This is a genomic window from Rhizobium sp. 1399 (assembly GCF_031455475.1).
In the GTDB taxonomy this organism is placed as follows: Bacteria; Pseudomonadota; Alphaproteobacteria; order Rhizobiales; family Rhizobiaceae; genus Rhizobium.
On record NZ_JAVDSU010000004.1, the window covers coordinates 215376 to 229663 of the forward strand.

11 protein-coding genes are annotated in these 14288 nt (G+C 61.4%); 9 read left to right on the forward strand and 2 right to left on the reverse strand.

Features of this window, described 5'->3' with window-relative positions:
• The first annotated feature begins 19 nt into the window (after window positions 1–19).
• From J2X71_RS15400 to J2X71_RS15410, 3 genes are all read left to right on the forward strand, one after another.
• Entirely contained in the window at window positions 20–991 is a 972-nt protein-coding gene (locus J2X71_RS15400; RefSeq protein WP_310382909.1) for a beta-ketoacyl-ACP synthase III, read from the forward strand.
• Between the two features lie 106 nt (window positions 992–1097).
• Window positions 1098–1436, forward strand: a complete 339-nt coding sequence (locus J2X71_RS15405) for an integration host factor subunit alpha (RefSeq protein WP_007819963.1) — start codon at window positions 1098–1100, stop codon at window positions 1434–1436.
• Between the two features lie 150 nt (window positions 1437–1586).
• Window positions 1587–2129: a MerR family transcriptional regulator gene (locus J2X71_RS15410; RefSeq protein ID WP_113324265.1), complete on the forward strand. Its 543-nt coding sequence runs from the start codon at window positions 1587–1589 to the stop codon at window positions 2127–2129.
• Window positions 2130–2227: 98 nt separating this feature from the next.
• Here J2X71_RS15410 and J2X71_RS15415 read toward each other — a convergent pair whose 3' ends face one another.
• A complete protein-coding gene (locus J2X71_RS15415; RefSeq protein ID WP_310382910.1) occupies window positions 2228–2569 on the reverse strand; it encodes a response regulator in 342 nt (113 codons plus the stop codon).
• A 190-nt stretch (window positions 2570–2759) separates the two neighbouring features.
• Here J2X71_RS15415 and J2X71_RS15420 point away from each other — a divergent pair, with 190 nt between their 5' ends.
• On the forward strand, window positions 2760–4397 hold the full coding sequence (locus J2X71_RS15420; protein ID WP_310382911.1) for a response regulator: 1638 nt from the start codon (window positions 2760–2762) through the stop codon (window positions 4395–4397).
• 34 nt (window positions 4398–4431) lie between these two features.
• Here J2X71_RS15420 and J2X71_RS15425 read toward each other — a convergent pair whose 3' ends face one another.
• Entirely contained in the window at window positions 4432–4752 is a 321-nt protein-coding gene (locus J2X71_RS15425; protein ID WP_310382912.1) for a DUF1236 domain-containing protein, read from the reverse strand.
• A gap of 335 nt (window positions 4753–5087) precedes the next feature.
• Between J2X71_RS15425 and bcsN the strand changes: the two genes are divergently transcribed.
• From bcsN to J2X71_RS15450, 5 genes are read left to right on the forward strand one after another with little or no spacing between them, the layout of a single operon-like run.
• Window positions 5088–6071, forward strand: coding sequence for a cellulose biosynthesis protein BcsN (gene bcsN, locus J2X71_RS15430; RefSeq protein ID WP_310382913.1), 984 nt, complete (start codon window positions 5088–5090; stop codon window positions 6069–6071).
• Window positions 6072–6126: 55 nt separating this feature from the next.
• Entirely contained in the window at window positions 6127–8325 is a 2199-nt protein-coding gene (gene bcsA, locus J2X71_RS15435) for a UDP-forming cellulose synthase catalytic subunit (RefSeq protein ID WP_310382914.1), read from the forward strand.
• Window positions 8322–10796 (forward strand): cellulose biosynthesis cyclic di-GMP-binding regulatory protein BcsB, encoded by a 2475-nt coding sequence (locus tag J2X71_RS15440; protein ID WP_310382915.1) that lies wholly within the window; start codon window positions 8322–8324, stop codon window positions 10794–10796. Before bcsA ends, J2X71_RS15440 begins: the two co-directional genes overlap by 4 nt.
• The gene (locus J2X71_RS15445) at window positions 10793–11839 is read left to right on the forward strand and encodes a glycosyl hydrolase family 8 (protein ID WP_310382916.1); all 1047 of its coding nucleotides are present in this window, start codon (window positions 10793–10795) and stop codon (window positions 11837–11839) included. The genes J2X71_RS15440 and J2X71_RS15445 overlap by 4 nt, the downstream gene beginning before the upstream one ends.
• Complete coding sequence (locus J2X71_RS15450; protein WP_310382917.1) at window positions 11836–14271, forward strand: cellulose synthase; 2436 nt, start codon at window positions 11836–11838, stop codon at window positions 14269–14271. The genes J2X71_RS15445 and J2X71_RS15450 overlap by 4 nt, the downstream gene beginning before the upstream one ends.
• The last annotated feature ends 17 nt before the right edge of the window (window positions 14272–14288 follow it).

Below are 14288 nucleotides of genomic sequence, written 5' to 3' on the forward strand. Positions count from 1 at the left end.
GCGACGGGGTTCAAGCAATATGATCCGATCAGTGGTTCGTGGCTTCGGAGCTGCACTTCCGAAACGCGTGATGACCAACCGCGAAATGGAAGGTGTCGTCGATACGTCGGACGAATGGATCGTCCAGCGTACCGGCATCCGGCAGCGTTACATTGCCGGCGATGACGAAACGACGGCGTCGCTCGGCGAGGCTGCAGCGCGTGCCGCGCTCGCAAATGGCGGGCTGACGCCTGATGATATCGATATGATCATCTGTGCCACCTCGACGCCCGACAACACCTTCCCGGCGACATCTGTCAACATCCAGAATCGTCTTGGTATGGCGCATGGCTTCGCCTTCGACGTTCAGGCCGTCTGCACGGGTTTCGTCTATGCGGTAACGACGGCTGACGCCTATATCCGTGGCGGTCTTGCCAAGCGCGTGCTCGTCATCGGCGCTGAGACCTTCTCCCGCATCCTCGACTGGAATGACCGCACCACTTGCGTGCTTTTCGGCGACGGCGCCGGCGCGATCGTGCTGGAAGCAGCCGAAGGCGAGGGGACGACGGCAGACCGCGGCGTGCTGACCGCAAATCTGCGCTCCGACGGCTCGCACAAAGAAAAACTCTATGTCGACGGTGGTCCGTCCTCGACGGGTACGGTCGGCAAGCTGCGCATGGAAGGCCGCGAGGTCTTCAAATATGCCGTGGGCATGATTACCGACGTCATCCAGGCCGCTTTCGATTCGACCGGAACGACTTCAGATGATCTCGACTGGCTGGTCCCCCACCAGGCCAATCGCCGCATCATCGACGGTTCGGCCAAGAAGCTGAACATTGCCCCGGAAAAGGTTGTCATTACCGTCGATCTGCACGGTAATACGTCTGCTGCCTCCATTCCGCTGGCACTTGCGACGGCTGCCGGCGACGGACGCATCAAGAAGGGCGACCTCGTGATGCTGGAAGCCATGGGCGGCGGCTTCACCTGGGGTGCGGTTTTGCTGCGCTGGTAGGCGCAAATCCTAAAAAACTGGCGGCGAACAAGAGCTTGACCGTGAGGCACAAGACAAATAATCTTCGTCCACTTTCACAAAATATTTTCTATTGGGCGGGGAAACCATGACCGGAAAGACAGTGACGCGAGCAGACCTGGCGGAATCCGTTTTTCGGAAGGTCGGTCTCTCCCGGACGGAATCTGCTGAGCTGGTTGAAACGGTGATCGACGAAATCTGCAACGCCATCGTGCGCGGCGAAACCGTCAAACTTTCCTCCTTTGCAACCTTCCAGGTGCGCGACAAGAACGAGCGTATCGGCCGCAACCCGAAGACCGGCGAGGAAGTTCCGATTTCTCCCCGCCGCGTCATGACCTTCAAGGCCTCGAATGTGCTCAAGACGCGCATTCTCAAATCCCATGTTGCCCGCAAGGGCAAAACCAAGCCGCAAAATCCGGCTGCCTGATCATCTTTTTCTCCGCTGAACGGAAAAGTTTTTTGCCGCGTAGCTCCTCTGGCTGTGCGCAACGCGAAGACGTGACTTGAATTCGCGGCTCCAAACCGTTGAAATATGATGAGTCGCCGTTTGGATCGATCCGCGAGGTCGCGTAGCAGTATGACGTTGGACAAGAGCCCGGATGCCTTTCGCACCATCAGCGAAGTTGCTGATGATCTCGACCTGCCGCAGCATGTGCTGCGCTTTTGGGAAACCCGCTTTCCGCAGATAAAGCCGATGAAGCGTGGCGGTGGCCGGCGTTATTACCGGCCGGAGGATGTCGATCTTTTGAAAGGCATCCGCCATCTGCTCTATGATCACGGTTATACGATCAAGGGCGTGCAGAAGCTCCTGAAGACCAACGGCAACAAGTTTGTCGTCGCGGTCGGTCACGGCGATCTTGCAAGCGTCGAAGCGCTCTCGGGCAACTTGAACGATACCGTCGCAGGCGAACCGCGCGTCGCCATGGCGGAAGAGGACCAGATCGTCGGCCGCGCCAAGCCGCCGATCACGCGCCGCTTCTTCAATTTCGTCAGCGGCGAGGATGATCAGCCGGAAATTTCGGTCGGCAAGTCGAGTGTCGGCAAGGAGGATCGTGCGCTTCTCCAGGAAGCGCTTTACGATCTCCTGGAATGCAAGCGCTTGCTCGATCAGGTGCGCTAAAACACATCGCGCAAAAGTGCGCGGCGATTTTGCGATAGCGATTTGTGTGAGACAAGAACCTAAAGCGCGGCAGCGAACCTGAAAGATCGCGATTCGCTTTAGGCCTGCATGCCCTTGAGCGCTTTTTCGAGATCGGCGAGCTGGAACGGTTTTCGCAGGATAGGCTGGCTTGAATTGCTGCCTTCGGGCGCGCTGCCATATCCCGTTGCAAAGACATAGGGCTTGCCGAGCGCCTCGAGCAGCTTTGCGACCGGCAGCGAACTCTTTCCGGCCAATGATACATCGAGGATAGCCGCGTCGAATTCCTTGTTCTGGGCTGCATCGAGCGCCTGCTCCAGATCCGGAACGTTCGCACTGACGCGGTAGCCGAGATCCTCGAGCATCTCCTCAAGCAGCATGGCGATCAGCGCATCGTCTTCGACGATGAATATGTCTTTCATGGTTTTTTCACCCTCTACCCTTGCGTAGACCATGCCAGGCCCTTTGCTGGGTATCACGGCTTATCTGTCCCGAGCCGGCTGCTCGTCAAGGCTGGATCGCCGTAGTGCGAGAAACGACATATTGCCCGCCCGGATTCGATATGCAAAAGCTGGAGAGCCGTTTTCGCAACGGAAGGGATGAGGCTGGGAAATGGATTTGTTGAGCGCCACGGACTGGCTGCGTCATAGGCCGGGTTTGACCTATCCGCTCGCTGTCGCCGCCGTTGCATTCACCTTCCTGCTGCGCGTTGCTGCCGGCGATTATCTCTCCGGCTTTCCCTTTCTGAGCTTCTTGCCCGCCGTCTTGATCGCAAGCTTCATCGGCGGTGCCGGGCCAGGGGCGGTCGCCGCCATTCTGTCAGGTTTCGTCGTCCAGCAGTTCTTCGTCGAGCCGCACGATATCTTTTGGCCCGTTACCTTCGGCCAGTGGATCGGCCTGTCGACCTTCGTCGTCAATGCATTCATCATCGTCGGACTGATGCAGGCGATCGTCGTCTCGCACGGCCGGCAGGCGCGCCTGCGTAGAGAACTCAACGATTTTAACAGGAAACTGGAAGAGACGGTTGCGCAACGCACCGGCGAACTGAAACGAGAGATGGCGGAACATGCCGCCGCCCAGGCGCAGGTACGCCAGTTGCAGAAGATGGAAACCATCGGCCAGCTGACCGGCGGCGTCGCTCACGACTTCAACAACATGCTGGCGATCATCGTCGGTAGCCTCGATCTTGCCCAGAGGCGGCTGAACGGTAAGGAGGATCCACGCCTACTGAACTCGATCCAGAGTGCAAGGGACGGGGCGCAGCGCGCGGCGGTGCTGACCGCGCGCCTGCTCGCCTTTTCACGTCAGCAGCCGCTGGCGCCGGAAATCATAGATGCAAACAAGCTGGTCGGCGGCATGTCGGAACTGCTGCGCCGGATGCTGGGTGAGCAGATCAGGATCGAAGCGGTTCTGGCCGGTGGCCTCTGGCCGACCTTCGCCGATTTGAGCCAGCTTGAAAATGCCATCCTCAACCTCTCGGTCAATGCGCGCGACGCCATGCCCGATGGCGGGCATCTGACCATCGAGACAGCCAATACCGAACTGGACGATCGTTATGCGCGCATGCACCAGGAGGTGGAGGCCGGCCAATATGTAATGATCAGCATCACCGATACCGGCATCGGCATGTCGCCCGAGGTTCTGGAACGCGCCTTCGATCCTTTCTATACCACGAAAGGTCCCGGCAAGGGCACGGGCCTCGGCCTCAGCCAGGTCTATGGCTACGTCAAGCAGAGCAGGGGACACATCAAGATCTATTCCGAGATCGATCGTGGCACGACGGTAAAGATCTATCTCCCGCGCCATGTCGGTTCGGGCGACGTACGTTTTTCGGTGCCGTCGATGACACCGATCCCGCAGGGGAGCATCGAGGATACCATTCTCGTGGTGGAGGATGACGAGAGTGTGCGGGAAATGACAGCCGAAAGCCTGCGGGAACTCGGCTATAGCGTGCTGCAAGCCGCAGGCGGTCCCGAGGCGCTGGACGTTCTGAAGAACGAACGCGTTGATCTCATCTTCACCGATATCGTCATGCCGCAGATGAATGGCCGCCAGCTTGCCGATGCCGTCATGGAGAAGTGGCCGGAGATCCGAATACTCTACACGACCGGCTACACACGCAATGCCATTGTTCACAATGGTGTGCTGGATCACGGCGTCTCGCTGCTCGCCAAGCCCTTCAGCCTGGAACAGCTCGCCCATAAGGTTCGCGAGGTACTGAGCAGCAAGCCTCCCGCGGAACAGGTGTGAGGCCCGGGAAGAGCCTCATTGCCGTGCCGGAAGCCTATTCCAGAACCTGAATGATGCGGTGTGTCTGTGGCTCGACGATCACGCGGCGCTCGTTGATGACGGTATAACCATAGCCGTCCACGTTGGGCACGGTACGGATTTCCACGGTGTCGGGAAGCGTCGCGCCGACGGCGATATCGCCGTCATAAACGACGGAGGGGACGCTCTGTTCCATCACATAGGTGCGTACTTCCCCCGGAAGCACGACGGTCGAACCGGTCGGCGCCGGATCGGTTATGATGACGCTGCTCTGCGCGAAGGCGGTGGAGCTTACGGTCAGCATGAGGGCGGCCGCGGCCAGCATGGTCTTGCGCATGGATATTCTCCTTTTCGTACCCAGCCATTGGGAAAACGCCAGCCATGTTTCATGGTTCCGCCGGCGAAGCAGCGAGAAGTGCAGAACCCGGCAAGGTTGAGAGCCTCCGGACCATCCTTTGCCAGATGGCGTTCATTTCCTCTCGTGTTGTTGTGCTCGCAAAGGTGGAGCGTCTGCTGGCTTTACCCGGTGCAACTGCGGTCGAGATGTTGACCATTTGTTAACCATAAGCATCGTTTATTCCTAATGAACGACATAGGGGTTGTTGATTCGGAAATTCGTCGCGCTTTGTCCCGTCAGGCAAAGATTAAAAATACGATAGCAACGGCCAGGACATGCATTTTCCTAAGACGATATCGGTGGTGGCCGTTGCGGCCATGATAGCCGGCTGCACGTCGACAGGTGGAGTGCGTCAGCCTGTCGGGCCTGAGACAGTGGAGCCGGAAAAGGCGCTTGTGCTGCCGCCCCCCGGGGGGCCGTCGATCGTCAGCGTCGTAGAACAAAAGCGCGGGAACGGTGTGGAGCAGACGATATCGCTCTTCACGTCCTCATCTGTTCAGGGCCAGAATTTCCTGAAAGCGCAATTCCTTGGCGCGTCCGGCGCCAATCCCGGGGCCGGTAACGCCTCCTACAGGATGATCCGGGAAGGGGATATCGCCCACGAGATGGCGCGCTCGGTTGCCGGCGTTCCGATGGCTACATCAGCGACCTTCCTGCAGAACAGCTACGGTCCCTTCGGTTATGCCTCGGGCCACAGCCGCGCCGGCGATACCTGCATTTATGCCTGGCAGCAGATCCGCTCCAGCCGGTCCGCGCACACGCAGGCGCGCAACTTCGGCATGATTCAGATCCGCCTGCGCCTTTGCGATGCCCGCGCTACCGAGCGCCAGCTTCTCGGTATAGTCTACGGCTACACCGTCACCGGCACTTTCGACGGCGATATCTGGAATCCCTATGGCGCTCCGCCACCGGCCAATCCGGCGTTCGGCCAGACCGGCGCGCCGATCTATCCCGATGAAGGCGGCTATCGTCCGGCCACGATGCCGATCGGTTACGAGCCCGCTCCGGCCCCGGTCCGCCAGTCACGGGCCGTATCCGTACGCCGCGTGCAGGCGCAGCCGGCACCCGCCGCCCCGGTCCTGCAGCCGCCTGTCGGCCCTCGCGTGCCGTTGCCGAACGACGACACGCAGACGAATGCGATAGAGCCGCCGGCAGAGGCGCCGGCGCCGATCCAACAAACGGCAAGGCCGATCGGTGTGACCGTGCCTTCGCCTGATTGCATAGGCGATGCGGCCATGACAGCCGCCTGCCGGAAATAGCAAATATGCCCAATGCGCCGACGCGCAGCGGTTGAGCCATTTCGAAGGAACGTTCATGCGTAAGGCTGGCAGTGTTGTCATATGGGCTGTGGTGTCGCTTTGTGTGATCGCCCTGATCACGCTGCCCGTCAATCTGCAGACCCAGCTCATCGCCAGCATCACCGTCGTCACGGTCATGGCGCTCATCAAGGTGCTGAAGGGCGAGGGCACATGGCGTCTTGTGGCGCTCGCCTTCGGTACGGCCATCGTGCTGCGCTATGTCTATTGGCGCACGACCAATACGTTGCCGCCGGTTAACCAGCTCGCAAACTTCATTCCTGGCCTGCTGCTCTATCTCGCTGAAATGTATAGCGTGATGATGCTGGCGCTGTCACTCTTCATTGTCGCCACCCCGCTGCCGCCGCGTCCCTCGCGCGCCGGCAAACTTGAGCGCTTCCCCCATGTCGATGTCTTCGTGCCGTCCTACAACGAAGATGCCGGCCTGCTTGCCAATACGCTTGCCGCCGCCAAGGCGATGGATTATCCGGCCGACAAGCTGCATGTGTGGCTGCTGGATGATGGCGGCACGTTGCAGAAGCGCAATTCCGGCAAGCTGATCGAAGCGCAGGCCGCCGCAGCCCGCCACGCCGAGCTGAAGCAGCTCTGCATCGATCTCGATGTCAATTACCTGACGCGCGACCGCAACGAACACGCCAAGGCCGGCAACCTCAATAACGGCATGCAGCATTCGAGCGGCGAACTGATCGCCGTTTTCGACGCCGACCACGCGCCGGCGCGTGACTTCCTTCTGGAGACGGTCGGTTATTTCGACGATGACCCGAAGCTTTTCCTCGTCCAGACGCCGCATTTCTTCATCAACCCGGACCCGCTGGAGCGCAACCTGCGCACCTTCGAAAAGATGCCGAGCGAGAACGAAATGTTCTACGGCATCATCCAACGCGGCCTCGACAAGTGGAACGCCGCCTTCTTCTGCGGTTCGGCAGCGGTGCTGAGCCGCCGCGCGCTGCAATCCACCAACGGCTTCAGTGGTGTCAGCATCACCGAGGATTGCGAGACCGCGCTTGCCCTTCACGGTGCCGGCTGGAACAGCATCTATCTCGACAAGCCGCTGATCGCCGGGCTGCAGCCGGCAACCTTCGCAAGCTTCATCGGCCAGCGCAGCCGCTGGGCGCAGGGCATGATGCAGATTCTGCGCTTCCGCTTTCCGCTGCTCAAGCGTGGCCTCACGCTGCCGCAGCGCTTCTGCTATATGTCCTCGTCGCTGTTCTGGCTGTTTCCGTTCCCGCGCACGATCTTCCTCTTCGCGCCGCTCTTCTATCTCTTCTTCGATCTGGAAATCTTCACGGCTTCCGGCGGCGAGTTCCTGGCCTACACACTCGCCTACATGATCGTGAACCTGATGATGCAGAACTATCTCTACGGATCGTTCCGCTGGCCGTGGATTTCCGAACTCTACGAATATGTGCAGACGGTGCACCTGTTGCCCGCTGTCGTCTCGGTCATGCTCAATCCGCGCAAGCCGACCTTCAAGGTCACAGCGAAGGACGAATCCATTGCCGTCAGCCGCCTGTCGGAAATCAGCAGGCCCTTCTTCGTCATCTTCGCGGTGCAGATCATCGCCGTCGCGATCACCATCTACAAGATCTATGCCGAACCCTATAAGGCGGATGTCACCCTCGTCGTCGGCGGCTGGAACATCATCAACCTCATCCTTGCCGGCTGCGCGCTCGGCGTCGTCTCCGAGCGCGGGGAGAGGGCGTCCTCCCGCCGCGTGCGCGTCAACCGCCGCTGCGAATTCGGCGTCGGCGCCCAGTGGTACACGGCCTCCATCGAGGATGTCTCCGTCCACGGCGCGCGCCTGCACATCTTCAGCAAGCATTTCGATGCAGTGCAGGTCGGCGCGCTCGGCGAAATCCGCTTCCGCCCCTATAGCGGCGCCGATCTCGAAACCCTGCCGCTCATCGTCCGCAACATCGAACCCTCGGGCGATATCACCAATGTCGGCTGCCAGTATCAGCCGAAGAGCGCGCTGGACCATCGCCTGATCGCCGACCTGATCTTCGCCAATTCCGATCAGTGGACGCAGTTCCAGGCTTCTCGCCGCCGTAATCCCGGCCTCATCAGGGGCACCGTCTGGTTCCTCGGCCTCTCGCTCTATCAGACGAGCCGTGGCCTGGTGTATTTCTTCCGCAGCATGCGGCCGGAGCGTGAAGCGCATCGGCAGCAGCAGGCGGCAAAGGTGAACGCGGGATGAGAAAGCTCTTCGCCGCTTCCCTTTTCCTGGTCGTCACGTCGGTTCTCGCTTATGCGCAGATCAGCCCTTTCGACATGTCCGGCGAGCGTCCGGCAGGTGCGCCGCCGGTTGCTCCGCGTCTGAGACTGCCTACCCAGCCTGCGCAGCCCGCACCGGCCCCTGTTCCCGTCGTGCCGCAGACGATTGCCCCACAGCCGGTGCCGCCTCCCGCACCGGCGCAGACGCAGGCACCCGCGCCGGCCGCGCCGTCCACCCCGGCACAGGCCCAGCCCCAGCCGGCCACGCCACCTGCCGTCCGTCCTGTCGCGTCTGCTCCGCAAACCGGTGATTTCAGGCGCTATATCGTGCCCTTCTCCGAACTCGCCCTCAGTGGTGAATATGACCGCAGGTCATGGTCGATCTATCTGACGACGGAGCAGGCGGCGGCGAAAGCGCGGTTCACTTTCACCTATCAGAACGCCATCGTCGTCGCTCCCGAAGTGTCGCAGCTGACCGTGTTCATCAACAACCGTGCCATCGGCCAGCAGCAGGTCGGTTCACCCGATAGCCCATCGGCGGTCAGCTTCGAGGTTCCTCCGGGCCTGCTGCAACCCGGCGCCAACCTCATCACCTTCGAAGCCAATCAGCGCCACCGCACGGATTGCAGCATCGACTCCACCTATGAGCTCTGGTCGAACATCGATCCGGCCGGCACCTATCTGAGCTTTGCCGGCCGCGATGCCGGCCGGCTTTCCGGCACGGATGCGATCCGCGCCATCGGCGTCGATGGGACCGGCAGGACGGAATTCGATCTGGTCGTTCCGGCGATGGAACAGCCCGGTACCACCAAGCCACTTCTGCGTCTGGCGCAGGGCCTGTCGCTGCTGAGCGGCATGCCGAACCAGGTCTTTGCCTTCAGTGCCGGCTCGCTGCCGACAGCTGGTCCCGGCAAGATGGGCGTGCTCGTTGGTACCGCGGCCGAGCTGCGGCCGATCTTCCCCAGCCTTCCCCAGGGCGCTGAAAGCGCCCCACTTGCCGCCTTTGTCACTGACCCGCGCAGTGGTTCGCCCATCCTGCTGATCAGCGGTCCATCCTGGCAGGCGGTTTCGACAGCGATCGATACCATCGTGTCTCCGACCGACCGGGCCCCCGAAATACGCCGCGACGTGCTGACCACGCAACGCTGGACGGCGCCCGACGCGCCGCTTCTCTTTGCCGATACGCGCATCCCGCTTTCGCAGCTCGGCATACGCACCGTCGACTTCTCCGGCCGCCGCTTCCGCACCGGCTTCAATGTCGCCGTGCCGGCCGATTTCTATGCCAATGCCTATGGCGAGGCGAAAATCCTGCTCGATGCCGCCTATTCCAGCAAAGTGCTCCCCGGCAGCCATATCGACGTCTATGTGAACGGCAACATCGCCTCCACCGTGCCGGTCGCCACGACCAACGGCGGTATTTTCCGCCAGCTTCCGATCCGCGTGACCATGCGGCACTTCAAGCCTGGCCTGAATTCGATCGCCATCGAGGCAGTTCTGATGACTGAGGACGATGCGGCCTGCGCGCCCGGCGCGACGGCCTCGCAGGCGCCGCGCTTTGCGCTTTTTGACACGTCCGAATTTCACATGCCGGATTTCGCCCGCGTCGGGCAGCGTCCGAATCTCGCGGCCATGGCCGGCACATCCTACCCTTATGGGCGCAATCCCAATCCGACGCCGCTGTTCATCGACCGCACCGATGCCGATACACTTTCCGCCACAGCGACCCTGCTTGGTCAGCTCGCCATCATGGCCGGCCACCCGATCGCAATCGAACCCGTCGCCTCGCCGGGCGTGATCGGTGACCGAAACGCCATTTTCATCGGCTCGATTTCGCAGATGCCGGCAACGGCGCTCACCCAGGTCAATGTCGCAACCGCCAGCCAGGCTTCCTGGCGTCCGGTGACGGATTCACAGCCGACGGAAATCGATAATCGCGAGGCGCTGGAGCAATGGCGCTCGCGCATCACCGGCGGCGCACTACAGGGCCGCATAGAGGCGTTCCGCGAATGGCTGCGCCGCAACTTCGACATCACTGCTAGCTCGCTGCAGTTCGTCCCAAATGCCGAACAGGTATTCACGCCGTCGAATGCGGCGACCTTGATGATCGCGCAGGGCAAGAGCCCGGATGGCGGCGGTGCCTGGACCGTCGTCACATCGCCCTCGGCCAAGGACCTGCGCGAGGGGCTGAATGCGCTCACTACTCAGATGAACTGGCCGCAGATATCGGGCCATATCACCACTTATTCCAGCCGCACTGGCAAGATCGAGAGCATTCCGGTCACGCGCTTCGATTTCGTGCCCACTGACGGCTTGTCGATCGCCAACTATCGCCTGATCGCCGCCAACTGGCTGTCGACGAATATTCTCTCCTATTCTTTCCTTTTGGTCGTGTTGTCGCTGCTGATCGGTCTGGCCACTTCCAGAATGCTCTCAAGGCTCGGCAGGTCGAAATGAAGACCTGGATCGCCACATTGCTCGCAGGCACGATGATGCTGGCGCTCGCCGGTGAGCCGGCCTCTGCCCAGCAGCCGCGGATCAGCAGCGAGGCATGGGCTGCCTATAAGGCGAAGTTCCTCGATCCGAGCGGCCGCATCGTCGATAACGGCAACGGCAATATCAGCCATAGCGAAGGGCAGGGCTATGGCCTGCTGCTCGCTTATCTCGCCGCAAGCCCGGCCGATTTCGAGCAGATCTGGTATTTCACCCGCACCGAACTGCTGCTGCGCAATGACGGCCTTGCCGTCTGGAAATGGGATCCGTCCGCCACGCCGCATGTGACCGACACCAACAATGCTTCCGACGGCGACATATTGATCGCCTATGCCCTTGCGCTGGCGGGCTCCGCCTGGAACCGAGCCGACTATATCACCGCGGCCACCCGCATAGCGCAGTCGACGCTGTCTGAAACCGTAGCCGATTTTGCCGGCCGCACCCTGCTGATGCCCGGTGCGGAAGGCTTCTCCGGCGCGGATCGCGACGATGGCCCCGTCATCAACCCATCCTACTGGGTCTATGAAGCGCTTCCCGTCATGGCAGCACTTGCACCGTCCAATCAGTGGCAGAGACTCGCGGATGATGGTCTCTCACTGCTCAAGGCCATGCAGTTCGGTCCGCGCAAGCTGCCCGCCGAATGGGTGAGCCTGAAGCGCCAGCCGCAGCCGGCAGAAGGTTTTGACATTGAATTCGGCTACAATGCGATCCGTATCCCGCTCTATCTGGCGCGAGGCGGCGTGACCGACAGGGCGTTGCTGACGCGTCTCAAGGAAGGCATGACCGCAAACGGTGTGCCCGCCACCATCGATCTTACTACCGGGCAGCCGAAGACCGAGCTTTCCGACCCTGGTTATGAAATTGTTAACCACGTTGTGGCCTGTGTATTAGACGGAACCAAACTACCTGCCGAAGCGCTGCAATTTGCGCCCGCCTATTATTATCCATCAACGCTTCAGCTTCTGGGGCTGGCCTATGTCGGGGAGAAGCATCCAGAGTGTCTGTGAAATCTTCTGTTGTGGCGATAACGGCAGCAGTCCTGGTGGCGGCTCTCATCGCCGGGCTGAAGGACCGTGAAGCATTGCAGGAACGTTTCGGCTTTGGTGGCAGGACCCCCGAACTCATGATGATGGGGCGCATAAAGGGGCCGGATACTCCTTCCAATCAGCCGATCGACGTGCAGACCGTGGCGGAACGAATCCAGGCCGCGACACAGGATAATTCCGGCGATCAGCCCCAGAGCCCGGCCCAGACGAATCTGGCCCAAACAGGCCAAGCCCAGACAAGCCAAGCTCAGACAAATCAGGCCCAGCAGCCGGCTCCGGTTCCGGTCGTTCCGCAGACCACACCATCAGCGGCTCCTGCCGGTGCCGCCACCACGCCGGCCAATCCGCCGCCGGCAGGCACGGCAGCAGGCCAGCAGCCGGTCGTTGACGTAAGCGCCCTTCGCTATTTCGCAAGCCGTGGCGATAAGCTTCGCCTGCAGGCAGAAATCTCCCGCCTTCAGGCGCTCTATCCGAATTGGGTGCCGCCCGCCGATCCGCTCGCCATTCCGCAGAACGGCGACCGGCAACTCGAAAACATGTGGCAGCTTTATTCCGAGGGCCGTTATGCCGAGCTGCGCAAGGCGATCGCCGATCGTCAGGCCGCCGAAAGCTGGCAGCCGCCGGCCGACTTGCTCGACCGCCTGGATGTCGCCGAATCCCGAACCCGGCTCATCAATGCCTCCGATCTCAAGCAATATGCGACGGTCATCGATATCGCAGCCGAAACGCCGAGCCTGCTGACCTGCGCCGAGATAGACGTGCTCTGGCGCGTTGCCGAAGCATTCGTTGAGACGAACAGGCGGCAGCGCGGGCAGGATGCCTACACCTACATCCTGAAGAATTGCACCGAGCCGGCCGAACGCGTGGCGACGGTTCAGAAGGCTGCCGCTCTTCTGCCATATGGTTCGATGCAGGCGCTGCTTTCTCTCGAAAAACCGGCAGATGCCAATGGTGTAAGAGAATTCGACAGTCTGCGCGATGATCTTGCCCGCCGTTTTGTTGCCGATGGCAACGATGATGCAAAGCTCGAAGTCGCTTCCGATTATATCTCTCGCGTCGAGAGGCTGGCCAAAGAGCAGGGGCTACCCTCGGACGCGCTGCTGCTTGGCTGGTATCAGCTTCGCCGCAACAACGAGGCGGATGCCGAAAAGTGGTTCCGCATCGCCCATGAGAAGCAGGATTCCGCTGTTGCCTCGCAGGGCCTGGCGCTGGCGCTGATTGCCCGCAAGTCGCCGCAGGAAGCGGAAGACGTCATGTATAGATGGCGTGACGATTCCAAGGATGCGACCGCCACCTATCTTGCCGCGACCGCCAATCTGATGGCCCTGCAGCCGCCGGCCGATCTGAGCGAGGACGTGCTCGGTCGCATCGCCGCTACGATCATCGAGCAAAAATACGTGCCGACGGCCCAACAGTTCGGCTGGTATGCCCGTTCGTTGAACCAGTTTCAGACGGCCGCTCGCTGGTTCGAGACGGGACTGCGCTGGAAGCCGGATGACGAACCCTCAGCCTATGGCCTTGCCGTTACCCGGCAGCAGTTGAACGATCGTGCCGGAGTTGCCGAGATCCAGCGTCTCTGGGCCGGTCGTTCGCCCCGCATTGCTACGTTGAACGATACGTCTGCCGGCGCTCGAGCCAACGCTCCATTGCCGGCCCCCGGTTCTGCGGTAGAGCCGCAACCTGCAATTCAGCCCGCGGCACCGCAAGTCCAGTCTGCGCCGACCGAACGCAGTGCGGCCTTCCAGCCAGAGCCTCGGCCCCCCGCGCAATTCCAATCCCAGCAGTCGCAAGTGCAGGCCCAGCCCGTTGCGCCGGCAAGGCCCGCCAGGGTCATGCAGACGGTTGCGGTCGAACGTGGTCCGCGCCAGCTTCGCGGATGCTCCACAACCATCGATCCCACCCGCCTCAATCCCGGCGATGCGCTGACACGCGGCTGGTGCCTGATGGACATCAACAGGCCTATGGAGGCGGTGAAGGCTTTCGAGGCGGCGCTTGCAAGTCCTGTGCGCAAGGAGCGCGAGGATGCCGCCTACGGCCAGAGTCTTGCCTATCTGCGCGCCGGCCTTTCCAACAGTGCTGCGGTCGCGGCCACCAAGGCACCGCAGAACCGCGACCGCGCCTCCGAACTGCAGGTGGCGATCCTTGCCGATCGCGCGCTTGCCGCCTTCGAAGGCGGACGCTATCGCGAAGCGCTCATTTTTCTCGACCAGCGCGCCCAGTTGCAGCAGGAGCGCGTCGATCTCATGGTACTGCGTGGCTACAGCTACATGAATCTGAAGATGTATGGTGACGCCACGCGCGTTTTCGAGGCTGCGGCTGCCACCGGCAATCGCGATGCCACACGTGGCCTTGCGGATGTGAGGAGCATCACCCATCCCGAGGTCAACGACTAAGGCGCGTCGCGACCCCT

Bases quoted from the DNA above. Each gene is read 5' to 3' on its own strand.
- J2X71_RS15400 (WP_310382909.1), top strand. From the start codon at position 20: ATGATCCGATCAGTGGTTCGTGGCTTCGGAGCTGCACTTCCGAAACGC.
- J2X71_RS15405 (WP_007819963.1), top strand. From the start codon at position 1,098: ATGACCGGAAAGACAGTGACGCGAGCAGACCTGGCGGAATCCGTTTTT.
- J2X71_RS15410 (WP_113324265.1), top strand. From the start codon at position 1,587: ATGACGTTGGACAAGAGCCCGGATGCCTTTCGCACCATCAGCGAAGTT.
- J2X71_RS15415 (WP_310382910.1), bottom strand. From the start codon at position 2,569: ATGAAAGACATATTCATCGTCGAAGACGATGCGCTGATCGCCATGCTG.
- J2X71_RS15420 (WP_310382911.1), top strand. From the start codon at position 2,760: ATGGATTTGTTGAGCGCCACGGACTGGCTGCGTCATAGGCCGGGTTTG.
- J2X71_RS15425 (WP_310382912.1), bottom strand. From the start codon at position 4,752: ATGCGCAAGACCATGCTGGCCGCGGCCGCCCTCATGCTGACCGTAAGC.
- bcsN (WP_310382913.1), top strand. From the start codon at position 5,088: ATGCATTTTCCTAAGACGATATCGGTGGTGGCCGTTGCGGCCATGATA.
- bcsA (WP_310382914.1), top strand. From the start codon at position 6,127: ATGCGTAAGGCTGGCAGTGTTGTCATATGGGCTGTGGTGTCGCTTTGT.
- J2X71_RS15440 (WP_310382915.1), top strand. From the start codon at position 8,322: ATGAGAAAGCTCTTCGCCGCTTCCCTTTTCCTGGTCGTCACGTCGGTT.
- J2X71_RS15445 (WP_310382916.1), top strand. From the start codon at position 10,793: ATGAAGACCTGGATCGCCACATTGCTCGCAGGCACGATGATGCTGGCG.